This is a genomic window from Microbacterium sp. NPDC057741, assembly GCF_042798735.1.
Taxonomy (GTDB): Bacteria; Actinomycetota; Actinomycetes; order Actinomycetales; family Microbacteriaceae; genus Microbacterium.
On sequence record NZ_JBHVJW010000002.1, the window covers coordinates 379921 to 405693 of the forward strand.

General features: G+C 69.6%; 27 protein-coding genes. 13 read left to right on the forward strand and 14 right to left on the reverse strand.

Annotated elements, in window-relative coordinates; all coding sequences use genetic code 11:
* Positions 1–66 precede the first annotated feature (66 nt).
* From ACFVDO_RS08780 to ACFVDO_RS08790, 3 genes are all read right to left on the reverse strand, one after another.
* On the reverse strand, positions 67–2238 hold the full coding sequence (locus ACFVDO_RS08780) for a malate synthase G (RefSeq protein ID WP_378860022.1): 2172 nt from the start codon (positions 2236–2238) through the stop codon (positions 67–69).
* Positions 2235–2666 (reverse strand): heme-binding protein, encoded by a 432-nt coding sequence (locus ACFVDO_RS08785; protein WP_378860023.1) that lies wholly within the window; start codon positions 2664–2666, stop codon positions 2235–2237. The genes ACFVDO_RS08780 and ACFVDO_RS08785 overlap by 4 nt, the downstream gene beginning before the upstream one ends.
* Positions 2667–2817: 151 nt before the next feature.
* Positions 2818–3354, reverse strand: a complete 537-nt coding sequence (locus ACFVDO_RS08790) for a YbhB/YbcL family Raf kinase inhibitor-like protein (RefSeq protein WP_378860024.1) — start codon at positions 3352–3354, stop codon at positions 2818–2820.
* A gap of 82 nt (positions 3355–3436) precedes the next feature.
* On the opposite strand from ACFVDO_RS08790, the gene ACFVDO_RS08795 reads away from it, so the two are divergent.
* From ACFVDO_RS08795 to ACFVDO_RS08825, 7 genes are all read left to right on the forward strand, one after another.
* The gene (locus ACFVDO_RS08795; RefSeq protein WP_378860025.1) at positions 3437–4405 is read left to right on the forward strand and encodes a DUF389 domain-containing protein; all 969 of its coding nucleotides are present in this window, start codon (positions 3437–3439) and stop codon (positions 4403–4405) included.
* Positions 4402–4965 (forward strand): orotate phosphoribosyltransferase, encoded by a 564-nt coding sequence (pyrE, locus tag ACFVDO_RS08800; RefSeq protein WP_378860026.1) that lies wholly within the window; start codon positions 4402–4404, stop codon positions 4963–4965. The genes ACFVDO_RS08795 and pyrE overlap by 4 nt, the downstream gene beginning before the upstream one ends.
* Before the next feature lie 100 nt (positions 4966–5065).
* The gene (locus ACFVDO_RS08805; protein WP_378860027.1) at positions 5066–6088 is read left to right on the forward strand and encodes a LacI family DNA-binding transcriptional regulator; all 1023 of its coding nucleotides are present in this window, start codon (positions 5066–5068) and stop codon (positions 6086–6088) included.
* A 125-nt stretch (positions 6089–6213) separates the two neighbouring features.
* Positions 6214–7500 (forward strand): ABC transporter substrate-binding protein, encoded by a 1287-nt coding sequence (locus ACFVDO_RS08810; protein WP_378860028.1) that lies wholly within the window; start codon positions 6214–6216, stop codon positions 7498–7500.
* A gap of 67 nt (positions 7501–7567) precedes the next feature.
* A complete protein-coding gene (locus ACFVDO_RS08815; protein ID WP_378859156.1) occupies positions 7568–8458 on the forward strand; it encodes a carbohydrate ABC transporter permease in 891 nt (296 codons plus the stop codon).
* Between the two features lie 74 nt (positions 8459–8532).
* Entirely contained in the window at positions 8533–9372 is an 840-nt protein-coding gene (locus ACFVDO_RS08820) for a carbohydrate ABC transporter permease (RefSeq protein WP_378859199.1), read from the forward strand.
* Positions 9369–10271, forward strand: coding sequence for an ROK family protein (locus tag ACFVDO_RS08825; RefSeq protein ID WP_378859157.1), 903 nt, complete (start codon positions 9369–9371; stop codon positions 10269–10271). Before ACFVDO_RS08820 ends, ACFVDO_RS08825 begins: the two co-directional genes overlap by 4 nt.
* Before the next feature lie 22 nt (positions 10272–10293).
* On the opposite strand, the gene ACFVDO_RS08830 is transcribed toward ACFVDO_RS08825, so the two are convergent.
* The 7 genes from ACFVDO_RS08830 to ACFVDO_RS08860 form a co-directional block, all read right to left on the reverse strand.
* Complete coding sequence (locus tag ACFVDO_RS08830) at positions 10294–11739, reverse strand: alpha-N-arabinofuranosidase (RefSeq protein ID WP_378859158.1); 1446 nt, start codon at positions 11737–11739, stop codon at positions 10294–10296.
* An 82-nt stretch (positions 11740–11821) separates the two neighbouring features.
* Positions 11822–11995 carry a hypothetical protein gene (locus tag ACFVDO_RS08835; protein WP_378859159.1) on the reverse strand — a complete coding sequence of 58 codons (174 nt, stop codon included), beginning with the start codon at positions 11993–11995 and terminating at the stop codon, positions 11822–11824.
* A complete protein-coding gene (locus ACFVDO_RS08840) occupies positions 11992–12558 on the reverse strand; it encodes a YdeI family protein (RefSeq protein ID WP_378859160.1) in 567 nt (188 codons plus the stop codon). The genes ACFVDO_RS08835 and ACFVDO_RS08840 overlap by 4 nt, the downstream gene beginning before the upstream one ends.
* Positions 12558–13349 (reverse strand): alpha/beta fold hydrolase, encoded by a 792-nt coding sequence (locus tag ACFVDO_RS08845; RefSeq protein WP_378859161.1) that lies wholly within the window; start codon positions 13347–13349, stop codon positions 12558–12560. The genes ACFVDO_RS08840 and ACFVDO_RS08845 overlap by 1 nt, the downstream gene beginning before the upstream one ends.
* Positions 13350–13381: 32 nt before the next feature.
* A complete protein-coding gene (locus tag ACFVDO_RS08850) occupies positions 13382–14014 on the reverse strand; it encodes a metal-dependent transcriptional regulator (protein WP_378859162.1) in 633 nt (210 codons plus the stop codon).
* A gap of 2 nt (positions 14015–14016) precedes the next feature.
* Positions 14017–14334 carry a hypothetical protein gene (locus ACFVDO_RS08855; protein WP_378859163.1) on the reverse strand — a complete coding sequence of 106 codons (318 nt, stop codon included), beginning with the start codon at positions 14332–14334 and terminating at the stop codon, positions 14017–14019.
* A 41-nt stretch (positions 14335–14375) separates the two neighbouring features.
* The gene (locus ACFVDO_RS08860) at positions 14376–14951 is read right to left on the reverse strand and encodes a hypothetical protein (protein ID WP_378859164.1); all 576 of its coding nucleotides are present in this window, start codon (positions 14949–14951) and stop codon (positions 14376–14378) included.
* Between the two features lie 51 nt (positions 14952–15002).
* Between ACFVDO_RS08860 and ACFVDO_RS08865 the strand changes: the two genes are divergently transcribed.
* Together ACFVDO_RS08865 and ACFVDO_RS08870 are read left to right on the forward strand one after the other, a co-directional pair.
* The gene (locus ACFVDO_RS08865) at positions 15003–16409 is read left to right on the forward strand and encodes a glycoside hydrolase family 5 protein (protein ID WP_378859165.1); all 1407 of its coding nucleotides are present in this window, start codon (positions 15003–15005) and stop codon (positions 16407–16409) included.
* A 158-nt stretch (positions 16410–16567) separates the two neighbouring features.
* Positions 16568–19114: a rhamnogalacturonan lyase gene (locus tag ACFVDO_RS08870; protein WP_378859166.1), complete on the forward strand. Its 2547-nt coding sequence runs from the start codon at positions 16568–16570 to the stop codon at positions 19112–19114.
* Positions 19115–19220: 106 nt separating this feature from the next.
* Here ACFVDO_RS08870 and ACFVDO_RS08875 read toward each other — a convergent pair whose 3' ends face one another.
* Positions 19221–20480 carry an Nramp family divalent metal transporter gene (locus ACFVDO_RS08875; protein ID WP_378859167.1) on the reverse strand — a complete coding sequence of 420 codons (1260 nt, stop codon included), beginning with the start codon at positions 20478–20480 and terminating at the stop codon, positions 19221–19223.
* Between the two features lie 42 nt (positions 20481–20522).
* On the opposite strand from ACFVDO_RS08875, the gene ACFVDO_RS08880 reads away from it, so the two are divergent.
* Entirely contained in the window at positions 20523–21152 is a 630-nt protein-coding gene (locus ACFVDO_RS08880; protein ID WP_378859168.1) for a TrmH family RNA methyltransferase, read from the forward strand.
* A gap of 10 nt (positions 21153–21162) precedes the next feature.
* On the opposite strand, the gene ACFVDO_RS08885 is transcribed toward ACFVDO_RS08880, so the two are convergent.
* From ACFVDO_RS08885 to ACFVDO_RS08895, 3 genes are all read right to left on the reverse strand, one after another.
* Positions 21163–21354 (reverse strand): hypothetical protein, encoded by a 192-nt coding sequence (locus ACFVDO_RS08885; protein ID WP_378859169.1) that lies wholly within the window; start codon positions 21352–21354, stop codon positions 21163–21165.
* 131 nt (positions 21355–21485) lie between these two features.
* Positions 21486–22337 carry a hypothetical protein gene (locus ACFVDO_RS08890; protein WP_378859170.1) on the reverse strand — a complete coding sequence of 284 codons (852 nt, stop codon included), beginning with the start codon at positions 22335–22337 and terminating at the stop codon, positions 21486–21488.
* Positions 22338–22417: 80 nt separating this feature from the next.
* Positions 22418–22573 carry a hypothetical protein gene (locus ACFVDO_RS08895; RefSeq protein ID WP_378859171.1) on the reverse strand — a complete coding sequence of 52 codons (156 nt, stop codon included), beginning with the start codon at positions 22571–22573 and terminating at the stop codon, positions 22418–22420.
* A gap of 107 nt (positions 22574–22680) precedes the next feature.
* Between ACFVDO_RS08895 and ACFVDO_RS08900 the strand changes: the two genes are divergently transcribed.
* The 3 genes from ACFVDO_RS08900 (at position 22681) to ACFVDO_RS08910 (ending at position 25721) form a co-directional block, all read left to right on the forward strand.
* Positions 22681–23814 (forward strand): sensor histidine kinase, encoded by a 1134-nt coding sequence (locus tag ACFVDO_RS08900; RefSeq protein ID WP_378859172.1) that lies wholly within the window; start codon positions 22681–22683, stop codon positions 23812–23814.
* Positions 23811–24482 (forward strand): response regulator, encoded by a 672-nt coding sequence (locus ACFVDO_RS08905; RefSeq protein WP_378859173.1) that lies wholly within the window; start codon positions 23811–23813, stop codon positions 24480–24482. The genes ACFVDO_RS08900 and ACFVDO_RS08905 overlap by 4 nt, the downstream gene beginning before the upstream one ends.
* A gap of 90 nt (positions 24483–24572) precedes the next feature.
* Positions 24573–25721, forward strand: a complete 1149-nt coding sequence (locus tag ACFVDO_RS08910; RefSeq protein ID WP_378859174.1) for a hypothetical protein — start codon at positions 24573–24575, stop codon at positions 25719–25721.
* The last annotated feature ends 52 nt before the right edge of the window (positions 25722–25773 follow it).

Sequence of the window (25773 nt, forward strand, 5' to 3'; positions counted from 1 at the left end):
CAAGCGCACCAGAGTGACGAAGGGGGCGGATGCCGCAGCATCCGCCCCCTCACTCATGACTGTCCGTCAGGCCTGCTCGGCCTTCTTCTCGCGGCGCAGGCCGTGCAGCAGCGGCTCGGTGTAGCCGCTGGGCTGCGCTGCGCCCTCGACGATCAGGCGGCGGGCCGCCTGGAACGCGATGCCGGGCTCGTCGCCCTCGGCGAAGGCCAGCTTCTCGTAGTTCGCGTCCCCGGCGTTCTGCTCGTCGACCACGACAGCGAGGCGGCGCAGGCTGTCGTCGATCTGCTCCTCGGTGATCACGCCGTGGGTCAGCCAGTTGGCCAGCAGCTGGCTGGAGATGCGCAGCGTGGCGCGATCCTCCATCAGGCCCACGTCATGGATGTCCGGCACCTTCGAGACGCCGATGCCCTGGTCGACCCAGCGCACCACGTAGCCGAGGATCGACTGAACGTTGTTGTCGATCTCGGTGGCGACGACCTCGTCGGTCAGGTCGCCCTCGCCGGCGAGCGGCGGAACCAGCAGAGCGTCCAGCGCCTCCTCGCCGACCGGCGGCAGAGTCGCGCGCACCGCGAACGGGTCGACCTGGTGGTAGTGCAGCGCGTGCAGCGTGCCGGCCGTCGGCGACGGCACCCACGCGGTGGAGGCCCCGGACTGCGGGTGCGCGATCTTCTTCTCGAGCATGTCGTGCATGAGGTCGGGCTCCGCCCACATGCCCTTGCCGATCTGCGCGCGGCCGTCCAGGCCGGATGCCAGGCCGATCGCCACGTTGCGGTCCTCGTAGGCCTTCATGAACGGCTGCTGCTTGATCGCGGCCTTCGGGAGGAAGGGGCCTGCGTGCAGCGAGGTGTGGATCTCGTCGCCGGTGCGGTCCAGGAAGCCCGTGTTGATGAACACGACGCGGTCGGACGCGGCGGCGATCGACGCGGCGAGGTTCGCCGAGGTGCGGCGCTCCTCGTCCATGATGCCGACCTTCATCGTGCGCGCAGGCAGGCCGAGCAGCTCCTCGACACGACCGAACAGCTCGGCCGCGAACGCGACCTCCTCCGGGCCGTGCATCTTGGGCTTGACGATGTACATCGAGCCGGTGCGCGAGTTGGTGCCCCTGTTCGGGCCCTCGAGCTCGGGCAGGGAGCCGAGCGCGGTCATGATCGCGTCGACGATGCCCTCGAAGACCTCGTCGCCGTTGCGGTCGAGCACGGCGGGGGTGCGCATCAGGTGTCCGACGTTGCGGATGAACAGCACGGCACGGCCGGGAAGAGTGATCTCGCCGCCGTCGGCGGTCCGGTAGGTGCGGTCGGCCGCCGGCACGCGGGTGAAGGTGCGTCCGTTCTTGGTCACGGACTCGGCGATGCTGCCGTCCATGAATCCGCGCCAGTTGCTGTAGCCGAGCGCCTTGTCCTCGCCGTCCACGGCGGCGACCGAGTCCTCGAGGTCGAGGATCGTCGTGATCGCGGACTCCAGGATGATGTCCTGCACGCCCGCGGCATCCGTCGCGCCGATCCGGCCCGAGCGATCGATGACGATCTCGGCGTGCAGGCCGTTGTGCACGAGAAGGATGCCGGTGGGGGCATCCGCCTCGCCGGTGTAGCCGACGAACGCGGTGGGCGTCGCGAGGCGGCGGTCGCCGGCGGCGGTCTGCGCGAGCAGGCCCTCCGCGTCGATGCGGTAGCCGGTGGCATCCGTGTGCGATCCCTCGGTCAGCGGGGCGATCTCGTCGAGGAACCGGCGGCCGCGGGTGACGACGGCGGCGGCACGGGTGAAGTTGAACTCCTTGCCGGGGGCCAGCTCACCGGTCTGGTCGATGGCGTCGGTGCCGTACAGAGCGTCGTAGAGCGAACCCCAGCGGGCGTTCGCGGCGTTGATCGCGAAGCGGGCGTTCAGCAGCGGCACGACCAGCTGAGGGCCGGCCATGGTGGCGATCTCGGGGTCGACGTTCTCGGTGGTGATCGTGACATCGGAGGGGACCGGAACCAGATAGCCGATCTCATTCAGCAGCGTACGGTAGGCGTCCTTGTCGGGCATGCCCGGGTTCGCCTTGTGGAACGCGTCGATGCGCTCCTGCAGCTCAGCGCGCTTGGCGAGCAGCTCGGCGTTGCGGGGGACGAGGTCGTGCACGATCGCACTCGCTCCGGCCCAGAACGCGTCGACGTCGCGACCGGAGTCGGCGAGCGAAGCCTCAGCGAACTCGACGATCGGCGCGGCGACCGAGAGGTCTGCGCGGCTGAGGTGCGAGGTCATATTTCCATTCCTTCTGTACGGGCGCCGAGGCGCGTGAGGGTCTCGGCGCCGATCGCGGCATCCACGGCGGGCGGGCCGCCGGCGATGCCGAGGCCGCCGACGTGCTGGTCGCCGAAGTAGATCGGCACGCCGCCGTCGATCGTGGTGAGCGCGCCGCCGGTTCCGAGCGGCAGAGTGGTCGAGAGCGCATCCGGGATCTGCGCCGTGCGACGCCGGGTGGATGCCGCGGTCGCGGCCTTCCGCCGGCTGGTCTCGGCGCTGTGCGGTGTGGCATCATCTGCCATGCCGTACGCGATCAGCGTCATGGACGGGTCGGCGACGGCGGCGACGACACGCACGCCGTGTTCTGCGCCGACCTCCATGGCGATGGCGACCGCGCGGGCGGCCGTCTCATAGGTGATCGTGGCGATCTGACGGTGTGTGGACAACGATGTCTCCTCACTTCTCGACCAACAAGAATTCACATCGCGAAACCGAAGTATCGCATGATGGAAGTATATGTCTTGATATCGAGAAATGTCCAGCGCCAGTCGCGGGCACGCCGAACGCCGCCCCGAGGGGGCTCACCGGTCGGTCGCGTCAGCGGTCGGCCGGGTCGGCCGTGCCGACCAGCACACCGCGGGCGAGGCAGTGGAAGTGACGGTTGAAGCCCAGGTACGCGGGTGTTTCGTCGCCGTCCAGGTCGATCTCGTCGACGTCCAGCGCATCCACCACGAAGAAGTAGCGGTGCACGCCGGTTCCGGGCGGAGGAGCGGCGCCGATGTAGCGCTGGAGTCGCGCCTCGTTCGGCAGTACGACTGCGCCGGCGGGCAGCGACGCGGCATCCCCGTCGCCGGCGGCCAGGGAGCGCAGGTCGGCGGGCAGGTTGCCGACCGCCCAGTGCCAGAAGCCCGATCCGGTCGGGGCATCCGGATCGAAGCACGAGATCGCGATGCTCTTCGTGCCGGCCGGCGGCTGCGACCACTCCAGCGTCGGATGCCGGTCCTCACCGCCCCTGCTGGACGACCAGGCCCACGCGGGCACCGGCCCGCCGGCCTCGAAGTCGGGGCTGGTCAGCGCGAGCGGCGCCACGGGGCGCAGCTCGGCGAGCAGGGCATACGGGTCGTAAGAGAACATGGACGACCTCCTCGGATGCCACGATAGGCGCCCGCGCAGATGAGGGCCAGCGCGCTTGCCGGTCTTCCACGACAATGGGCGCATGCTCTCCGTCCGAGTGACTGCGGCCGCCGGCATCTCCCGGCGCATCCAGGACCACCTCCGCGACGACCCGACCGTGTGCGATCTCGTGGTGCTGCCCGCCGCGGCGATGGACGGCAAGGGCGATCTCCTGCTGTTCGAGATGACCAAGGAGAACGCCAACAGCGTGATGCGGATGATGCGCAACGCCGGCGTGGCCGACGAGGGGGCGATCGTCGTGACCGATCCGCTTCTCGTCGTCTCCGCTGAGGCCGATGAGGCGGAGCGGACCGTCCCCGGCAATCCGGACGACGGTGTGCTCTGGATGCAGGCGGATGCCACGTCGCGGCAGAACTCTCGGATGTCGGGCACCTTCCTGGTGTTCCTGCTGCTGGCCACGCTGATCGCGAGCGTCGGCCGACTGCAGGATCAGCCGATCCTCATCATCGGTGCGATGGTCGTCGGACCGGAGTTCGCGCCACTCGCGGCGATCTGCCTGGCGCTCGTGCGGCGCCGGAAGGGGATCATCCTGCCGGCGATCGGCACGCTGTTCGGCGGCTTCGCGCTGTGTGCGCTGATCGCCTGGGGCCTCTGGGCCGTGGTGTACGCGTTCGGCGGGTTCAGCTATGAGGACGCGACCTCGGGGCCGCTCACCGACTTCATCATCTCGCCCGACATCTGGTCGTTCGTGATCGCGCTGCTCGCCGGCGTCGCGGGGGTGCTGTCGGTCACCACCGCGAAGTCCTCCGCGCTCGTGGGTGTCTTCATCTCAGTGACGACCGTGCCCGCGGTGGGTGCTCTCTCGCTGGCCCTGGCCGTCGGGGCGTGGCCGGAGGCGGGCAGCAGCATCCTGCAGCTCGTCCTGAACCTCGCCGGACTCTTCATCGCCGGAACGATCACCCTGTTCGTGCAGCTGCGCCTGAGCCGGTGGATCGGCCTGAGGGCTGCGCGACTGCGCCGTCGGGTGCGGCGAATAGACTGGTTGCCGTGACCGACCTCGCCGCAGACCGCCAGACCCTGCTCGATCTGATCAAGGGAGAGGCGGTGTTCCACGGCGACTTCACGCTCTCCAGTGGCAAGAAGGCCACCTACTACGTCGACATGCGCAAGCTGACGCTCGACCACCGGGCCGCTCCGGCCATCGGGCGCATCATGCTCGACCTCATCAAGGACACCGAGGTCGTCGCGGTCGGCGGACTGACGCTCGGTGCCGACCCGATCGCGAACTCGGTCATGCACGCCTCGGTCGCGTCTGCCGATCGCCCGCTGGATGCATTCGTCGTGCGCAAGGAGCCCAAGGACCACGGCCGCGGCCGCCAGATCGAGGGCGCCGACATCAAGGGCAAGCGCGTCGTCGTGCTCGAGGACACCTCGACCACGGGCCAGTCCGCGCTGAAGGCCGTCGAGGTGCTGCGCCGCGAGGGCGCGGAGGTCGTCGCCGTCGCAGTGATCGTCGACCGCAAGACCGGCGCGCAGGCCGCGATCGAGGCCGAGGGCCTGCAGTGGCTCGCCGCCTTCGACCTCGACGATCTGGGTCTCGCCCCCCAGTAAGCACTGTTCATCCGCCCGCTGAGGCGGGTGCCGCGTTGCCGATTCTGGACTCGGCAACGTTTTCATGCCACCCTTCTCAGCGAGGCGGATGATGAGCGGAATGAGCGACGGGCGGGGTGGACGCCCCACCATGAAGGATGTCGCCGCGCGCGCCGGCGTCGGGCTCTCCACGGTCTCCCGCGTGGTCTCCGGCAAGGTCGGCGTCAGCCGCGCCAAGACCCGCGCCGTCGAGCGCGCCATCGCCGAACTCGGCTTCAGCCGCAACGACTTCGCGCACACCCTGCGCACCGGCTCAGCCCGCACCATCGGTGCGGTGGTCACCCGTATCTCCGATCCGTTCTACTCCGAGCTCGTGGGAGCCATCGAGCGGCGGGCCCAGGAGCGCGACCTGCTCGTGCTCGTGGCATCCGCCGGAGACGACCCGGCCGAAGGAGAACGCGTGCTGCGCCGCATCCTCAGCCGCCGCCTGGACGGGCTGATCGTCGTCGCCCACGAGGAGGCCGAGGTCTCGTTCCTCACCGCCGAGCTCGCCGCCGGCACCCCGATCGTGTTCGTCGACCGGCCCCCGCAGCACCTGCAGGCCGACCTGATCGTGGTCGACAACGAGCGCGGTGCGGCCGAGGCTGTCGCCCACCTGGTGCAGGCAGGGCACCGCAGCATCGCCTGCCTCGCGCACACCTCGGGTCGGTTCACGTCGGAGCGCCGGCAGACCGGCTTCCGGCAGGGGATCAAGGATGCCGGGCTGCCGCCGAGGCCCGAACTCATCGTCGCGGTGGACGACGATGTGGACGTCTGCGTCGAGGCGCTGCGCGAACTCGCCTCCCTCGACGATCCGCCGACTGCGCTGTTCACGACCAACAGCCGCACGACCAAGGCGGTGCTGAAGGCGCTGCGGCTGCTGGACGATCATCCTGCGCTGGTGGGCTTCGACGACTTCGAGCTCGCCGAGCTGATGACGCCGCCGGTGACGACCATCGCGCAGGATCCGTGGGCGATCGGCGAGGCCGCGGCCGATCTCCTGTTCGACCGCATCGCGGGTCTCGCCGGCCCGGAGCGGCGCATCGTGCTGGGCACCCGTCTGGTCGAGCGCGGCTCCGGCGAGACTCCGCCGACCGCATCCTGAGCCAGGGTGTCCTGCCCGGTGTTACCGGGTTGTGACCGCACCCGGGTTGCGTTTGGCAACGTTTTCATATTTCATGGCAGACGGGCCGGCGGAACGCGGGCTGTACTCATCCAATGGAGGATCACATGCGCAAAGCACTCGCCGCAGTCGCGGGTCTTGCCGTCGCCGCCCTGGCGCTCGCCGGGTGCTCCGGCAGCACCGACGACACAGGCAGCAAGGGCTCTGACGACGCCAGCCAGGTCGAGGTGTTCACCTGGTGGGCTTCCGGTTCGGAGAAGACCGGTCTCGACGCCCTGGTCAAGGTGTTCAACGAGCAGTACCCCGACACCAAGTTCGTCAACGCCGCCGTCGCCGGTGGCGCGGGCTCGAACGCGAAGAACGCTCTCGCCTCGCGTCTGAAGGCGAACAACCCGCCGGACTCGTTCCAGGCGCACGCCGGTGCCGAGCTCACCGACTACATCGAGGCGAAGAAGATCGAGGACCTGAGCTCGTTCTACAAGGACAACGGCCTGAACGACGTCTTCCCGTCGACGCTGATCGACCGTCTGACCGTCGACGGCAAGATCTACTCGGTGCCCAGCAACATCCACCGCGCGAACGTCGTGTGGGTCAACAACGAGCTGCTCACCAAGGCGGGCATCGACCCGAAGACCGCCCCGGCGGATCTCGACGCCTGGCTCGCCGACATGAAGAAGCTCAAGGCGGCCGGCGTGCAGACGCCGCTGTCGGTGGCGACCGACTGGACCCAGGTGCAGCTGTTCGAGAACGTGCTGCTCTCCACCCTGGGCGCAGACGGCTACCAGGGCCTGTGGGACGGCAAGACCAAGTTCGACGACCCGAAGGTCACCGACGCGATCGACAAGTACACCGAGCTGCTGAGCTACGCGAACACCGACGGCACCGGTCAGGACTGGCCGGTCGCCACCGACATGGTCATCGACGGCACCGCCGCCTACAACGTGATGGGCGACTGGGCCCTGGCGGAGTTCGACGCCAAGGGCAAGACCTACGGCACCGACTACACCACCTGGCCGACGCCCGGCACGGACGGCATGTTCGACTTCCTCGCCGACTCGTTCACCCTTCCGGTGGGCGCACCGCACGCCGGCGGCGCGAAGAACTGGCTGAAGACGATCAGCTCGGCCGATGGTCAGAAGGCGTTCAACCTCGCGAAGGGCTCGATCCCCGCGCGCACCGACGCCGACCCGAAGGACTACCCGGAGTACCAGCAGGGCGCGATGGCCTCGTTCGCCAAGGACACCGTCGTCAGCTCGCTGGCTCACGGCGCCGCGGTGAAGGTGTCGTGGCTGAACGACATCACCTCCGCCATCGGTCAGTTCGTCTCCACCAAGGACGGCAAGACCCTGCAGGACGCTCTCGTCCAGGCGCAGACCAAGGGCCTCGGCCAGTAATCACCGTTCCGTGCGCGGGGCGGCGCGACAGCGCCGCCCCGCGCACCTCCTCGTGAGGAGCACTCCGATGCGCAAAGGCATCCGCAACTGGGGACCCCCGCTGCTGCTGATCTCGCCGACGATCGTGCTGCTGGGCATCTTCGTCTACGTGCTCATCGGCGTGAACTTCTCCACCGCCATGACGAAAGACTCGGCGCTGAGCGCCTCGGAGTTCGTCGGGCTGCAGAACTTCGTCGACCTGCTCACCGAGCCGCGCTTCCTGCACTCGCTGGCCAACCTCGGCATCTTCACGGTCGTGTTCATGTCCGGCACGATGCTGTTCGGGTTCCTGTGGGCCTGGATGCTCGACAAGGGCGTCACCGCCGAAGGCGCGTTCCGGTCGATCTACCTGTTCCCGATGGCGGTCTCATTCGTGGCGTCCGGTGTCGTCTGGCGCTGGCTGCTCGGCTCTGCGGTCGACGACCGGGCATCCGGTCTGAACCGCCTGCTGCTGTCGATGGGTCTCGGCGGCATGCAGAACGACTGGTACAACCAGCCGCTGTGGGGCATGGCCGCGATGGCCATGCCGGCGATCTGGCAGCTGTCCGGCTACGTGATGGCGCTGTTCCTGTCGGGCTTCCGCGGCATCCCCGAAGAGCTCCGCGAGGCCGCCCGCATGGACGGCGCCAGCGAGTGGAAGCTCTACCGGCACGTCGTCTTCCCGCAGCTCAGCCCGGTCGCGCTGTCGGCCCTCGTGATCGTCGCGCACATGTCGCTGAAGGTCTTCGACCTGATCATGGCCATCACCGGCCCGGTCTACATCACCGAGGTGCCCGCGACGTACATGTGGACCGCACTCACCGGCGGTGAGTACGGCAAGGCATCGGCGATCGCCACCATCCTGCTGCTGCTGGTCTGCATCTTCATCGTGCCGTACCTGATCTCCACGGCCCGCGCCGAGAGGAGGGCGCGCAAGTGAGCGTCGCAACCGGAATCGAGCGCCGCACCACGGCGCCGGCAAGCGCCCCCACCGCCCACAAGGGCCGGGCGCGGATGAGCCGCACCGTCAAGTACGTGCTGCTGCTGCTGTTCGTGGTCATCGTGCTGATGCCCGTCTACGTGCTGGTCGTGACGAGCCTGAAGCCGCCATCCGACGTGAGCGCGGTCAGCTCGTGGGCGTGGCCGTCGATCTGGCCCTGGCAGGCGGATGCCTCAGGCGCGACCGGCTTCGACAACTGGAGCACCGCCTGGGAGGCGCTCGCCGCCCCGCTCGGTCGCACCTTCCTGCTGGCGATCCCCGCCGCGATCATCTCCGCCATGCTCGGCTCGATGAACGGCTTCGTGCTGTCGCGGTGGAAGTTCCCCTACGCGAACATCGTGTTCACGCTGATCCTGTTCGGCATGTTCATCCCGTACCAGGCGATCATGGTGCCGCTGGTGCAGATGAAGACGTCGCTGGGCATGCCGAGCAACATCGCCACCCTGCTGATCGTGCACGTCATCTACGGTCTGCCGATCTGCACGCTGATCTTCCGCAACTACTACGAGGGCGTGCCCGAGGAGCTCATGGAGGCGTCCCGCGTGGACGGCGCCGGCATGCTCAGCTCGTACTGGCGCATCATCCTGCCGCTGTCGCTGCCCGGGTTCGTGGTGACGATCATCTGGCAGTTCACCTCGGCCTGGAACGACTACCTGTTCGCACTGTTCCTGTCCGACGCGAACCAGGGACCGGTGTCGCTGTCGCTGGTGAACCTGTCGCAGGGCGCGCAGCTCTCGAACTACGGCGCATCGATGGCCGGGGCACTGATCGCCTCGATCCCGACGCTGGTCGTCTACATCCTGCTGGGCAAATACTTCATCGGAGGTCTCATGAGCGGTTCGGTCAAGTCGTGACGCGGGTCGCACTCGCCGTCGACATCGGCGGCACGAAGCTGGAGGCCGCCCTGGTGCGCGAGGACGGGGCGCCGATCGCGGCGAGCCGCGTGCGCCGCCCGACGGGGCGGGATGCGGATGCCGAGGCGCTGCGCGCTGCGATCGGTGACGCCGTGGCCGTGGCGCTGGCCGCGCTGCCCACCGACGACGAGCTCGTCGGCGCGGGCATCGGCAGCGCCGGCCCGATCGACAGGGGCGCGGGCGTCATCAAGCCGGTCAACATGCCGTTCGCGCGCGGGTTCCGCGTCGCGGATGCGGTGCGGGATGCCGCTACCTCGGTGCTCCGCCGCGAGGTGCACACGGTGCTCGGACATGACGGAGGCGCGCTCGCGCTCGCCGAGTCGTGGCTCGGCGCGACGGAGGGGGCGAAGGCCTCGCTGTCGATCGTCGTGTCGACCGGAGTCGGCGGCGGCTTCGTGCTGAACGGCGTCTACGCGCCCGGCGCCACCGGAAACGCCGGGCACCTGGGCCAGGTGCGCCGCGAGGGAGGGCTGACGCTCGAGGAGATCGCCTCGGGACCGGCATCCGTCGCCTGGGCGCAGACGCAGGGCTGGACGGGAGAGGTCGGCGAGGACCTCGCGCGGGACGCCGCGGCCGGCGACGCCGTCGCGCGGGCCGCGATCGAGCGCTCGGCGAAGGCGGTCGGCGAGGCGCTGGCGGATGCCGCGACGCTGATCGACCTGGACGTCGTGGCGATCGGCGGCGGGTTCTCGCGCGTCTCGCACGACTACGTCGACCTGGTGCAGCACGCGCTCACGGCGCACGCCGCGCACGACTACTCCCGCCGCACTCGCGTGGTGCGCTCGGCACTGGGCGACGAGGGCCCGCTGATCGGCGCCGCGGCGTTCGTGCTGCGGTAGCCCTTGCCGAGGCGGCCGGCTCTCAGTCCGCGACGCGTGCCCGCACGGTGACGATGCTTCGCGGCGGCAGGGTCAGCGTGATCCGGTCGCCGCGCACCTGCACGCCCTCGAACGGGGTCACCGTCACGGCATCCGGCGTCTCGAACGTGTTGTGCGCGTCGGCCCGCTCCGCGGTGAGGATGTCGCTGCGCAGCAGCGCACCCACCGCGCCCGGCAGTACGATCTCGACCTCGGCCGGCCGGTCGAGTCCGTAGTTCACGGCGCTCGCCGTGTATGCACCGTCGCGGCGCGAGAGCGTGACATCCGTGTGCGCGGGCAGGACGCCTCGCGCGGGCACCGATGTCGCATCGTGGTGAGCGGTGTACATCGCGAACGCGTGATAGGTCGGGGTGCGCAGCATCCGCTCACCGTCGGTGAGCAGCATCGCCTGCAGCACGTTGACCATCTGCGCGATGTTCGTCATGCGCACGCGGTCGGCGTGCCGGTGGAAGACGTGGAAGTTGAGCGCGGCGACCATCGCATCGCGCATGGTGTTCTGCTGGTACAGGAAGCCGGGGTCGGTGCCCTGCTCGACGTCGTACCAGGTGCCCCATTCGTCGACGTACAGGCCGACTCGTCTCGCCGGATCGTGCTTGTCCATCAACTGGCCGTGACGGGTCAGCAGGGTGTCCATCATGAGAGTGCGGCGGATGGTCTCGTGCCACTCCGCGTCGCCGAAGCCTATTGCGGCGCCCTTCACGTCCCACTCGCCGGTGGGCAGGGTGTAGTAGTGCAGGCTCAGCGCGTCCATGTGGTCGGCGGCGCGCGCCATCACCACGTCGGTCCACTCGTAGTCGTCGGCGTTCGCGCCGCAGGCGACCTTGGTGATGCGGTTGTCGCCGTAGTCGCGCACGTAGGTCTGGTACTGCCGGTACAGGTTCGCGTAGTGCAGCGAGGTCATGTTGCCGCCGCAGCCCCAGCTCTCGTTGCCGACGCCGAAGAACTGCACCTTCCAGGGCTGATCGCGGCCGTGCCGCTTGCGCAGCTCGGCCATCTCGGTGTGGCTGTCGAGCGTCATGTACTCGATCCAGTCCTGCATCTCGGCCACCGCGCCGCTGCCGACATTGCCGTTGATGTAGGCCTCGGCGTCGAGCTGGTTCAGCAGCTCGAAGTACTCGTGGGTGCCGAACTCGTTCGGGTCGACGACCCCGCCCCAGTGCGTGTTGACCATCGCGCCGCGCTGCTCGCCGACGCCCTTCAGCCAGTGGTACTCGTCGGCGAAGCATCCGCCCGGCCAGCGCACGACCGGCACCTTGATCGCCCGCAGCGCGTCGATCGCGTCGATCCGCAGGCCGTTCCGGTTCGGGATCGGGGAGTCGGGTCCGACCCACAGGCCCTCGTAGATGCCGCGGCCGAGGTGCTCGGCGAACTGGCCGTAGATGCGGCGGTCGATGACCGGAGCGAGAGCGCTCGGTGCGGCGGTGATCATGGAGCTCCAGGCGTCGACGGGGGGCGGTTCCAGATCAACCTAGGGGATCGGGAAAACGTTGTCCAGCCCGGGAGCGCCGGTGTCAGCGATCGGGGTTCTGCGGGCCGCGGGGCTTGTCGTCGTCGTCCCAGGGGCCCTCGTACCAGGTGCCCTTGTCGTCGTGCTTCGGTCGGCGCAGCAGCTGCACGGCGAAGACGGTGGCCGCGGAGAGCCCGATGCCGATCATCACCAGGAACAGCAGATCCTGCTGGTTCATGGTCGTTTCCCTTCCGCGGCATCCGCCACGATCTTCGCGATTCGATTCGCGCGGGTCTCGGCGCGCTTGGCCATCGCGATCTGCGTGAGTCCCATCTTGCGCGCGGATGCCGGGAACGAGTCCCAGCCGGCGCGCGCCGCGGGCGCGGCGTCGAGCGCGGCGGTGAGCTCCGGCGGTTCGATGCCCGCCTCGGGGCCCTCCAGGATCGTCCACGAGCCGTCGCTCTTGGCTGCCTCGATCACTCGGATGCCCGCGGGCGCCAGCTGCCCCGCGGCCTCGAGATCGGCGATGCGAGCTTTGTTCGTCGCCGCCCACATGCTGCCTCGTCGCCGGGGCGAGAACCACTGTGCGTTCACCCCGTCGAAGACTCGCACCGGGCCGTCGATCCAGCCGAAGCACAGCGCCTGCCGCACGGAGTCCTCGTAGCCGACACCGACGGCATCCGTGCCGCGCACGCCCAGCAGCCACACACCGTCGGTGCGGGTGTGGTGCTCCTCGAGCCAGTCGCGCCAGTCCGCGGCATCCGCCGCCCTGATCCGCTCGCCGTCGTCGAGCGCACCCATCAGGGGTGCTCCCGGAAGAACTCCGCGACGCGGTCCGGCCAGGCCTTGATGGTCGGGATGTCCTCGGCGACCTCGAGCTCGGTGTGCGGCATCAGCTCGGCGAGCCGCTCCGCCGTGGAGAGCGGATGCCCGGGATCGGTCGCCCACGGCAGGATCAGCGTCGGGGTCTCGATGCGGGCGATGTCGGCTGCGTCCGGCAGGTCGCTTGCGCCTGCGCCGCGGAACACCGACGGCAGCACTGCCATGTCGATGCTGGGCGGACCGGGGTTCCACCGCTCGGCGAAGATCTCCGGCACCGGTGCGGCGGCGGATGCGGCGACGAAGTCGTCGAGCGTCATCGTCTCGGCGGCCGCGGCGGTCGCCGCGTAGGCGCGCTGCTGAAGCTGCCTGGTCTCCCAGGCGGTCGGCGGGGCGGTGAGGGCGACCGAGCGGAACCGCTCCGGGCGGCGCACCAGTGCGTGCAGAATCGTCGCGGTGCCCATCGACGAGCCGATCGCGTGCACCGGCGCATCCGGCGAGATGGCATCGGCGAGGGCGAGCAGGTCGGTCGCGAGGTTGTCCCAGCGGTAATCGTCGGGCTCGGCCCGCCCGGCGGTCTCGCCGTGGCCGCGGGCGTCGTAGGAGATGACCTGGAACCCCTGCTTCGCGAGCCGCTCCCACGGCGTGAGCCCCTGCTCGCGGTCGGCGGCGCGGCTCATCGTCAGTCCGTGCGCGACGATCACGACCGGCCCTTCACCGTGGACATCGAACGCCAGCAGCACAGAGCCGGCATTGAAGAAGCGCGTTCCCATGCGGACAGCCTATTCAGCCGCGCGGACAGCCGTCACGCGCTGAGCCAGATCACGCCGTCGGAGCCGTCGGGCAGCAGGACTGCGCGGCCGTCGCGCTCGACACCGGCGGCGGTCACGAGGAGTTCGGATGCCACATCGATGCCGAGCGCTTCCAGGGCGCGGAGCAGCTCCGGGTCGCGGTCGTCCACCCGCAGTACGCGGCCGGAATGGCCGGGCGGGGCATCCGCCAGCAGCACGAACGGCTCGCGGACGACCTGTCCCGCAGCATCAGGGATCGCATCGCCGTGCGGGTCGAACCGCGGGCGGCCCAGCCGCTCGTCGATGCCCTCCAGCAGGCGGTCGCTGATGGTGTGCTCCAGCACCTCGGCCTCGTCGTGCACCTCGTCCCAGGTGTAACCGAACTCGCGCACGAGCCACGTCTCGATCAGTCGGTGCCGGCGCAGCATCTCGAGGGCGCGCCGCTCACCGGCATCCGTCAGCTTCACGGCGCCGTAGGGGACGTGCGAGACGAGGCCCGCGGATGCCAGCTTCTTGACCATCTCGGTGACGCTGGACGGCGCGATCCCGAGCTTCGCCGCGAGCTGCGACGGCGTGATCGGGGCGTCCTGCCACTCGGTGTGCGAGTAGACCGTCTTCAAGTAGTCGTCCGCGGCGGGGGAGGCCATGATCAGCTCGCGAGAGACATGATGACGCCGAACGCGTACTGTCCGGCGAAGAAGCAGATCGCGAAGCCGCCCAGCGCGGCCAACAGCGAGAGACGGCCGTCGTAGTGGTTCACACCGCGCATGCCGATCGCGCGGGCGCGGAACGCGAAGATCAGCGTCAGGACGCCGAGGGCGAGCTGCACCCACGGGTCGCCGACGGGCACCAGCTTCGGGAAGAACAGCAGCAGCACCCCGAGTGCCGCTGTGCCGAGCGAGATCCAGGTGCAGATGCGCACCGCGCGGCGTGCGTCGGAGTCGTCTCGGTTCTGGGTGGCGGACACCCGACAAGCCTACCGGCGGGCCGGGGTGCGTCCGTCCCGGCTCAGGCGTGAGACAGGGCGTCCGTCTCGGCGGGCGCGAGGGGCTCGACCGGCTTCGGGCCCGCGAACAGCATCGCGATCAGCCCCACGACGAGGCCGGCGAGCAGACCGGTCAGCGCCGAGACCAGCACGTTGGCGATCAGCTGGCCCGCGTAGGTGCCCAGATCGGAGTGCAGCAGGAAGCTCTGCGCGACGCCGCGCGCGACGTTGCCCGCGACGAAGGCGAGGACCGTGGTCCACACGCCGCGGCCGAAGGCGCGCCGGCGCCCGGGACGCGGATGCTTCCGCGCGGCCGCGCGCAGCTGCACCCACGCGGCGAGCAGCATGACGGCGACGCCCGCCAGGTCGATCAGCCACACCGCGACCGTCGTCTCGCCGAGCGGCCACAGGCGCAGCGGCGGCCACAGCGCCGGCAGACCCGCGGCCGGTGGGAAGAGCAGAGCCGAGACCCAGGTGGCCGCCCAGCCGGACACATGCCAGATGCCGGCGAGCACCGCCAGCACGAGCAGCGAGACCAGCACGACCCACGAGACCCGGTCGATTCGCGGGTGGGACTGAGTGTCGGGCTCCGGTGCCATGGTGCACACGCTACCGTGCGAGGAGGCGACGAGGCCGGAAGGAGACACGGGATGCGGAATCCGAGTCGGTGGGCGCTGGCCGGAGCGCTCGTGCTCCTCGTCGCGGGCGGTGCTGTCGCGGCATCCCTCCGCGTGGCGCCTGAGGCCTCCACGCGGTTCATCACCGACTCCGAGGGCCGCAGCATCGTCGCGCATGGATTCAGCACGGCATCCAGCGCGAAGAGCACGCCCGACGGGTTCCCGCTGTTCACCGAGGGTGATCTCGCGCGGGAGCAGTCCGACATGGGCACGAACTTCGTGCGCTTCCTCATCTCGTGGCGGGCGGTCGAGCCCGAGAAGGGCGTCATCGACCAGGGCTACCTCGACGGCGTCGAGGAGCGCGTGCAGTGGTACGCCGACCGCGGGTACAGCGTCATGCTCGACATGCACCAGGACCTGTGGGGCTCGGCGATCACGCCGAGCGGCGACTCGGGCAACGGCGCCCCCGCGTGGGCCACGTTCACCGACGGCCTGCCGGTGAACACAGGGGACATGTGGGAGCTGGTGTACCTCGAGCCCGGCACGATCCGCGCGTTCGACCAGTTCTGGAACACCACCGGGAAGCATTCGGAACTCGCCGAGCACTATGCCGACGCGTGGCGCGCCGTCGCCGAGCGCTTCGCCGACAACGATGCGGTGGTCGCCTACGACCTGATGAACGAGCCCTACGGCGGCACGCTGCAGGGCGTGGCTTTCGAGTCCGGCCCGCTGACGGAGTTGTACCAGCGCACCACGGATGCCATCCGCGAGGCCGACCAGGACACCTGGGTGTGCGTCGAGCCGCAGGCCTTCGGATTCAACTGGGGGCTGCCCAGCGCGCTCGGCGCCATCGACGACCCGCGCGAGGGCGACGCGCGCGTGGCGTTCTGCCCGCACCTGTATCCGCTGCCGATGGACCTCGGCGACGGCTTCGCCGGCGCCTCGAAGGGACTCGTGCAGGGCACCGTCGCACAGTGGCGATCGAACGTGCTGCGCACCGCCGAGGTGCTCGGCCAGGGGCGCGGAGCCGTGCCGGTGATCCTCGGCGAGTTCGGCCTTGACACCACCGGCGAGGGGGCAGGCGACTACGTCAAGCTCGTCTACGAGACGGCGGATGCCGCGGGCATGGGTGTCGTGTACTGGTCTCGAGACGACGGCAGCTGGGGTCCGTACGAGTCGGACGGCACGCCGCGCAATCTGATCGGCTGGCTGGACCGGCCCTATCCGCGCGAGGTCGACGGTCTGGTGTCGTGGACCTCGTCGGCCGAAGGCGTCAAGTTCGAGGTGCGTGACGGCGGGACGGCGGTCGTGTACCTGCCGCCGGCGGCTTTCACCTCGCAGCCGACGGTGACCGGTGCAGAGGTGCGGTCGTGGGAACCGGCATCCGGTCTGCTGACGTTGGACGTCACAGGGGACGCTGCGGTGACCGTCGCGCGCTGACCACGCGCGCGGACTCGGGGGACGCCGCTGCGCACAGTTCTGTGCAACGTTGGAATGAATCGTGTCAAAACTCTTGACCCCGGCATCCTCTGCGAGTAACTTCGGGCGAGCACGGAAAGCGCTATCCAACGGGGCCCCAGCCCAGAGGAGATTCGATGATGAACCCGAGATCCCATCCGTTCCGCAGCGCCCTGGCGGTGATCGCCGCCGGATGCCTGCTCGGCGGCGGCGCACAGCCCGCCTCCGCCGCGCCACCCGCACAGCCCGCTGCGAACCACAAGCCCGCACTGAGCACTCCCCAGCTCGAGCATCTCGACCGCGGCCTCGTCGCCGTGTCGACCGACCAGGGCGTGTTCCTCAGCTGGCGCCTGCTCGCTTCTGAGACCACCGGTGCGACCGACACCGGCCTGGCCGGAGCCGACTTCGCCGTGTACCGCGACGGCGAGCGGATCGCCGTCGTCACCGACAGCACGAACTACTCCGACGCCGGCGGCACAGCCGAGTCGAAGTACACCGTGGCGCCCGTCGTGAACGGAGTCGAGCTCGCGGCATCCGCTCCTGTGACCGCCTGGGCGCAGGGCCACTACGACCTGCCGCTGCAGAAGCCGGCCGACGGCGTCACGCCGGCGGGCGAGGCGTACACCTATTCGGCCAATGACGTCTCGGTCGGCGATGTCGACGGTGACGGGCAGTACGAGTACGTCGTCAAGTGGGACCCGTCGAACTCCAAGGACGTCTCGCAGCGCGGCTACACCGGAAGCGTCTATCTCGACACCTACGAGCTCGACGGCACGCTCCTGAACCGGCTCGACCTGGGCGTGAACATCCGCGCCGGTGCGCACTACACGCAGTTCCTCGTCTACGACTTCGACGGCGACGGCCGCGCCGAGACGATGCTGAAGACCGCGCCGGGCACGAAGTCGATCCAGTACAGGGCCGACGGCTCGGTGAAGCGCGAGAAGTACATCACCATGCCGAAGTCCGACCTGAAGGCGGGCTACGCGAACACCGACGACTACCGGCTCAGCGCCGCCGACTACGAGGACCACCTGGTCGAGATGTTCCTCGGCTGGAGCTCACGCCCCGAGGTCGTCTCCGGTCAGTGGCCGGCGACGCTCGAAGAAGCGTGGGGGATGCCCGTCACGCATCAGTACCCGCTCACCCGCGCGAGCGCCGAGGAGCTCGCCGACACATTCATCGACGTGTACGCGCCGAGCCGCAGCGGCAACAACAGGCTGCGCGAGTTCGAGGGCTTCATCGTCGACGGACCCGAGTACCTCACGGTCTTCGACAGCGCCACCGGCAAAGAGCTGCAGACGATCGACTACCCGACGGCGCGCGGCGACGACGGCCTGCTCTGGGGCGACTACGCGATGTCGCGCATCGAGCCCGGCAACCGGGTCGACCGCTTCCTGTCCGGGGTGGGCTACTTCGACGGCCAGCATCCGTCCGCCGTCTTCGCCCGCGGCTACTACACGCGCACGACCGTGACCGCACTCGACTGGGACGGCAAGAAGCTCCGCCAGCGCTGGCAGGTCGACAGCGGACAGGTGCCGATGACGAACCCGTTCAACGACGGGCCGCACGGTCGCGACGGCACCGACCCGGTGTACGGCGGGATCACGACGCAGGGCGACCACTCGCTGACTCTCGCCGACATCGACGACGACGGCCGCTCGGAACTGATCTACGGGTCGGCGACGCTCGACGACGACGGCAGCCTGCTGTACAGCTCGCACGATGTCCTGCCGGCAGGCAGCGCCGACCCGGGCGCCGACGTGCGCCTCGGACACGGCGACGCCATGCACGTGGCCGACATCGATCCGAGCCGCCCGGGCAAGGAGATCTGGACCGCACACGAGGGCGGCACCTACGCTCCCTACGGCTCGGCGCTGCGCGATGCGGCGACCGGCGAGGTGCTGTTCGGCGCCTACTCGGGCAAGGACACCGGCCGCGCGATGATCGGCGACGTGCGTCCCGATGTGCCCGGCATCGAGATGTGGGCGAGCATGCCCGGCGGCACCGACGCCAGCGGCCTGATCAGCGCGAAGGGCGAGATCCTCTCGGCGGCGACGCCGGGAACGAACATGTCCATCCGCTGGGCCGGTGACCTCACCACCCAGATCGTGAACGGCAGCGGCACCCAGACGCCGACGATCGACGACTGGACGCGTGGCAACCTGCTCACCGCCGACGGCACGCTCACGAACAACGGCACCAAGGGCAACCCGTCGCTGGTGGCGGACGTCTTCGGCGACTGGCGCGAGGAACTGCTGGTGCGCACTGCGGACTCGAGCGCGCTGCGGTTCTACACGACCACCGAGAAGACCACGCACAAGCTCACGACGCTGATGCAGGATGTGCAGTACCGCACCGAGACCGCGCGCCAGCAGACGGTGTACAACCAGCCGGCGTACACGTCGTTCTACCTGGCCAGCGACATCGACTGGGCGAAGGTGCCGGTGCTGACCGCGCCGGTCACCCCGGCCGCGCCGGTGGTCAAGGACCGACCTGGCACTGCGCATGACGAGATCCAGTTGCCCAGGACCGACGGCGTGACGTACTACGTCGATGGCGAGAAGGCGGATGCCGCGAACCGCAAGGTCCGGGTCACCGGCGAGGTCACCGTCGTGGCCGTGCCGGACGCCTGGTACCGGATCGCCGACGGCGCGAGGTCGCAGTGGACGGAGGCGTTCTCCGGCTGACCGCAGAGACCGCCCCGGGGTCGTCGTTTCCGTGCCGATCCCGGGGCCCTGTGCTGTCTCGTGCGCGACCCGGGGACCGGGTGCGGTCGTCGGATGACCGGCGCGCTCATGCCCCGGTCGCGAGCAGCACCAGCAGCGTCGCGTTGAGTGCGATCAGCAGCACCGCGCACACGACGCCGAGCAGGGTGGTCGCGCGGCGGTTCGCGTACTCCCCGAGGATGCTGCGCTTCGCGGTGAGCGCGACCAGCGGGATGAGCGCGAACGGGATGCCGAACGAGAGCGCGACCTGGCTGAGCACCAGTGCGAGGGTCGGATCGACCCCCAGCCCGAGAATCAGCAGGGCCGGGATCAGCGTGATCAGACGGCGGGCGAGCAGCGGTAGTCGTACTCGAAGCAGTCCGTGCATGATCTCGGCGCCGGCGTAGGCGCCGACCGAGGTCGAGGCGAGACCGGAGGCGAGCAGACCGACGGCGAACAGCGTCGCGATGATCGGGCCGAGGTTCTCGGCGAGCGCCGAGTGTGCGCCCTCGAGAGAGTCGGTGCCGGCGACGCCGGCGAGGTTCGCGGCGGCGAGCAGCAGGATCGCGAGGTTGACGGTGCCGGCGATCGCCATCGCGATGCTCACGTCCCAGCGGGTCGCAGTGAGCAGGCGGGGTACGGAGGGTCCGGCATCGGAGTCGTCGTCGGTCCCTGAGCCTGTCGAAGGGCGCCCGAACCGATCGCGCGCCAGCGCGGAGTGCGCGTAGATCGCGTGCGGCATGATCGTCGCGCCGAGGATGGATGCCGCGAGCAGCACCGATCCGGCATCCGTGAATCGCGGGACGAGACCCGACAGGATGCCGGTGGCTGAGGGCGGGCCGAGGAAGAGGCCGGCCATGAAGCCGATGGTGATCACGGCCATCAGCCCGATGATGACGAACTCGAAGTGCCGCGGCCCGCGGCGGGCCTGCACGGCGAGGAGCACCATCGAGACGGCACCGGTGATGATGCCGCCGAGCAGCAGCGGAACGTCGAACAGCAGCTGCAGGGCTACGGCGCCGCCGATCACCTCGGCGATGTCGGTGGCCATCGCCACCAGTTCGGCCTGCAGCCAGTAGGCCCGGCGGGCCCAGGGTCGCTGCATCCGATGCCCGAGGATCTCCGGCAGGCTGCGTCCAGTGACGACGCCGAGCTTGGCGGAGAGGTACTGGATGAGCCAGGCCATCACGTTCGCGACGACGACCACCCATACGAGCAGGTAGCCGTACTTCGCGCCGGCGGTCATGTTGCTGGCGACGTTGCCGGGGTCCAGATAGGCGACTCCGGCAACCAGGGCGGGGCCGAGCAGCCACGCTCCGCTCGTCCTGGTCGCAAGATTTTTAGGCACGCCTAAATATTAGCCTGAGAGTGGCGACGGTACCGTGGGAACGTGAGCGACGAGTCGACCGGATCAGTGACCCAGCCCGGCTACGGCGTGGGGCCCTGGCAGGGTGAGTGGCCGGAGGGTGAGCAGTACGACCCTGAGCTGCTCGAGCTCGGTGACACCCGCAACGTGATCGACAGGTACCGGTACTGGACGATGGAGGCGATCGTCGCCGACCTCGACGCCCAGCGGCATCCGTTCCACGTCGCCATCGAGAACTGGCAGCACGACATGAACATCGGGTCGATCGTGCGCAGCGCCAACGCGTTCCTCGCCGACACCGTGCACATCATCGGCCGCCGCCGGTGGAACCGGCGCGGCGCGATGGTCACCGACAGGTACCAGCACGTCGTGCATCACCCGGATGTGGCGGACTTCGCTGCATGGGCGGTGGATGCCGGCATCCCGATCATCGCCGTCGACAACGTCGGCGAGGCCGTGCCCGTGGACAGGGCCGACCTGCCCGAGCGGTGCGTGCTGCTGTTCGGCCAGGAGGGGCCAGGGCTGTCGGAGGAGGCGCTCGCCGCGGCATCCGGTCACATCGAGATCACCCAGTACGGCTCGACGCGCTCGATCAACGCGAGCGCCGCCGCGGCCGTCGTGATGTACGAGTGGTGCCGGCGCCACGCAGGCTGATCAGGATCGATCAGTCGCGCTGGATGCCGAAGGTGTGTCGCATCAGGGCGTTCACGTCGGCGTCGAGACGATCGAGGCGATGATGCACGCCCTGGATCTCGGTGCGGAGGATGCGCACGAACATCGTGGAGATCAGTGTGATCATGCCGAAGAGACCTGCGGCGAAGACACCGATCAAGGTCCACACCTGCGGTTCGGTCATGGTCAACACCCTTTCATCATGACTTGTTCTGAACGGCGATGCCAGGGCGACTGAGGCGTGACTCGGGGCATGCGCCTGTCTGTGGACGACTCGTCGAGACGCGCGGTTGTGGAGTGAGGGAGGCCGGACGGTCAGCCCAGACGGCCGGTGATCCGGATCTGCTGATCGACTCGCACGCACAGGTCGTGGAACGCGGGTCCGCCCGCGTCGCGTGCCAGTTCTGCGCCCAGGTCGGTCGAGGTTCCTTCGGCCTCGCGGACGGAATCGCGGACGCTCTTCAGGCGCAGCGCCATGGCGATGAGCGGGTTTCGGCTGCCCAGGCGGATCTTCTGGACGGTGATCACGCCGTTCGGAGTCACGCGCAGGCTCACCCTGGCATGCGCCGACGCACCCAGGATCCTCCAGCGGATGGCACCCGACGCGGAGATCGTCACCTTCTCGCCGTGGGCCGCGACGTCGACCTTCAGCCTGCGCAGCTTCATGCCCTCGGCGGCCAGTGCCCTGCTCACCAGGGTCTGCACCAGCGGGCCGAGGTCGACCGTGCGCATCCGCAGCTCGATCGAACCGGTCGCCTGGCTGAGGCCGTGCACCGACTCGTCGACCGAGACGACCGTCTCGGGACGGCCCTCCTCGAGCGGGGCGGCGTAACGCACCCACCGGAGCGGCGCATCGTGCACCTGCACGTCGACGACGAACGGATACCCCTCGAGATGAGCCGGGGAGGCGAGGAACCGGATGCTGCGGGCGATTCCCTCCGTCGAGGAGATCGGCTCGGGGGCGGGAGTCTCGGTGGCGTCGGGGTGCGCGGGCGCCGGGTCTGTGTCGGGGGCGAAGGCCTCGTCGGAGAGGCGGATGTCGACCCCTGTCGCGTCCACGAGCAGGTCGGCGATGTCGTCGCCGTCGAGCTGGACGTCGATGCGGAGACGGTCGAGATCGGAGCCCGCGAGATCTGCGGGTATCAGTGCACGCAGCCAGTGCTGCACGTGGCCTGAATCACCAGGCCAGGGGGCGGTCGCCCAGTCCGATATCGTGTCAGATTCCTTGCGGTCTTCCCGCCCCCACATCAGTCGCGCTGGATGCCGAAGGTGTGCTTCATGAGGGCGTTGACGTCCGAGTCGAGCCGGTCGATGCGCTGGTGCATACCCCGGAACTCCGACTGCATCTCGGAGCGCAGCGAGCCGATCTCGGTCCGAACAATGCGCACGAACATCGTTGACATGAGCGTGATCATGCCGAAGAGGCCTGTGGCGAAGACGTTCTCCACCTCCGCACCACTCACCCGCCGGGGTGATGCGCCCCCTCTGTGCGCATGCCAGCATGGGGGACATGCCGCGCGCGTCCCTCCGGCTCGACCTTCTCGTCCCCGGGCTGCTCACGCTGATCCTGCTGCCGGCGTCACTGGTGGCGCTGGTCCAGCAGCCGACGGCACTCGCCCTGCCCTACGCGCTCGCGGCGGGCGCGATGTTCGTCGCGTTGCACGTCGTGTCGTTCCTGGCGTCGCGGCATCCGATCGGGGCGTTCATCGCGGCCAGCCTGATCATGCTGCTGCTCGCGCTGTTCCCCGTCGCGGTCGGCGTGACGACGGCGCTGTATCCGTCGGCACTCGCCTACCTGGTGTGCGTGCATCAGGTCGCTGTGCGGAGCGAGCGGCGGTACGCGTTGCTCGCGATCGCCGTCGCCGTCGTCGGATCGGCGTTCGTGGCAGTCACGGCTCCGGAGCTGATCGATCCGATCTGGAAGCTCGGTGCCTTCCTCGGCCTCGTCGCTGCGAACGCCGCGGCCTGGGCGTTCGGACTGCTGCAGCGCCTGCGTCGTGCGCAGGCGGCCGAGCAGGAGGAGGCACGGTTGCGTGAGGCGCTCGCGGACGAGCGGACGCGGATCAGCGTCGAGCTGCACGACGTGGTCGCGCACTCGCTGACGGTCATGATCGCGCAGGCCGAGGTGGCCCGTGGATTCCTGCGTGAGCAGCCCGACGTGAGTGAACGCGCCCTCGACGTGGTGCTCGAGAGCGGCCGCGGCGCGCTGCGCGGCATGCGGGGGATCGTGCGGGACGACGCACCGCTGCAGCCCGCCGAGGGGCTTGACGCGCTCGACGACATCATCGCGGGTGCCCGCAGCCCCGAGACCCGCATCGACTTCGGTGAGCACGGTCGGCGCCGTGCGCTCTCCGCCCCTGTGCTGCTGGCACTGATGCCGGTCGTGCGCGAGGGGCTGACCAACGCGATCCGACACACGGCTCCGCCGCGCGCGGTGCGGGTGCGGTTGGACTGGGGATCGCAGTTGAGGGTCACGATCGATGATGACGGCGGCTCCGGAGCATCCGGATCGGGACTCGGAACGGGAACGGGGCTCGCCGGGCTCGCCGAGCGTGTGCGCCTGGTCGGCGGCACACTCGAGACGGGACGGACCGAGAGGGGCTGGCGGCTGTGCGCCGTGCTGCCGGTGGAGGAGGACGGATGACGGTGCGGGTGCTGCTCGCCGACGATCAGGAGCTGCTGCGCGAGGCGCTCGCCCTGATGCTGGCCCGCGACGAGAGGATCGACATCGTCGGGTCGGTCGGCTCCGGTGACGAGGCGATCTCGTTCGTGCACGCGCGGGCGGTGGATGTCGTGCTGATGGACGTGCGGATGCCGGGGACGGATGGCATCGCCGCGACGGCCGAGGTCCGCCGCATCCGCCCCGACACCCGCGTGCTCGTACTGACGACTTTCGACCTCGACGAGTACGTGTTCGGCGCGATCCGCGCCGGCGCGAGCGGGTTCCTCACCAAGGACGCCACCCCGCAGGCCGTCGCCGATGCGGTGGTCGCGGTGGCCGAGGGTGAGGCAGCGATGGGTGACGCGGCGATCGCGGCCATGGTGGGATTCGTGCGTGAGGGCGTGACGACCGGGGGCGCGGAGGAGGCGCTCGCCGCGCTGAGCCCACGGGAGCAGGATGTGCTGCGGCTGCTGGCGTCCGGCGCCGGCAACGACGCGATCGCGCAGAGGCTCTTCGTGTCGCCGAACACGGTGAAGACGCATGTGAAGTCGGTGCTTGCCAAGCTCGGTCTGCCCGACCGGCTGCACGTCGTCATCTGGGCGTACGAGAACGGCATCCTGCGGCCGGGGACAGGTCACCCGCGGGGGTGAGGAAGATCGCCCCTGCGGGCGACGCGGGCGCATGCTCGGCATTTCTAGCGTCGGGGTATGGATATTCGGACGAGAACGACACTGCCCCTGTTGGCAGCCTTCTGCGCCGCGGCGATCGCGGCCATCTCGATGCTCCGGCTGACGGTTCCGGTGTTCGCCGACTGGTACGGCGGTCTGCCGCAGAGCCTGCTCGACCGGGTCGTGGATCCGTTCGCGGCCGGCCTGATCGGCCTGCTGGTCGGTACGGTCGGCGTCGTCGTGTCGCTGGCGCTGCTCGCCCGGACGCGCGGGCGCCAGAGCTCCGCGCCGATCGGGGTCGTCGCCGTGGCGGTGACCGTCGTCGCGCTGCTGCTTGCACCCGGCAACGCCATCCCGGTCGCCGGGTACGCCTTCGCCATGACGGCGATGTGTCTGGTCATCGTCGGGGCGGTGCTCCTGGCGATCAGGCGGCCGCTCATCGGGCTTCCGGTGGCGGCGGTGATCGTGGGGATCCTCGTGTTCGCGACGGTCCGCCTGGGCGGGGAGCCGCTGCTGCCGGACGTGCTCGCGAGCCTGATGGAGCAGGTGCCTCAGATCGCGGTCACCGCCGCCTACCTGGTGCTCGCCGCCGGCATCGTGCTCAGCGCGATCGGCGACGGGAGTGCGGGTCCCTCCGGCCGCGGCGCGGTCGCCCGGTGGGTGCTCGCGCACCGCGTCGCGATCACCGTGGTCGCCGCGTCCTGCGCCGCGCCGTATGCGGTGGTGCGGGCGACGTGGCTCACTCCGTGGCCACTGTTCGGCCCCGGCGCCGACGTGCTGGCGGCCGCTCCGGACGTGATGGTCATCGGGCTCTCGCTCGGGTTCGGGATGCTGATGGCCGGGGTGCTCACACTCGGGCTGGTGCTTCCGTTCGGTGAGCGGTTCCCGCGCTGGTTCGCGGGGATCGGCGGACGGGTCGTACCGGTCGGCCTGCCCGTGATCGCCGCGATGACCGTGGCCGTGCTGTTCATCGCCGGCGGTGCGGACTTCCTCGCCTCCGTGCTGGAGGGGCGTTACGCGCGGGTCGGCGCCGGCGCGCAGATCGAGTTCTTCGTGGTCTTCCCGTTCTGGCTGTGGGGTCCTGCTCTGGGCCTGGCTGCCTGGGGGTACGCGATGCACCGCGCGGATGACCGGGTCGAGGCGGCCGAGAAGGCGGCGGATGCCGCGTTCCCGTCGCCCGCGCTGCACGAGCTCGAGCTGCGGGAGGCCCGGGAGGCGTGAGCGCAATCGGTCGAGTTGCGGTGGATGCCGAACGCGTGGCGCGCCCGGAGCG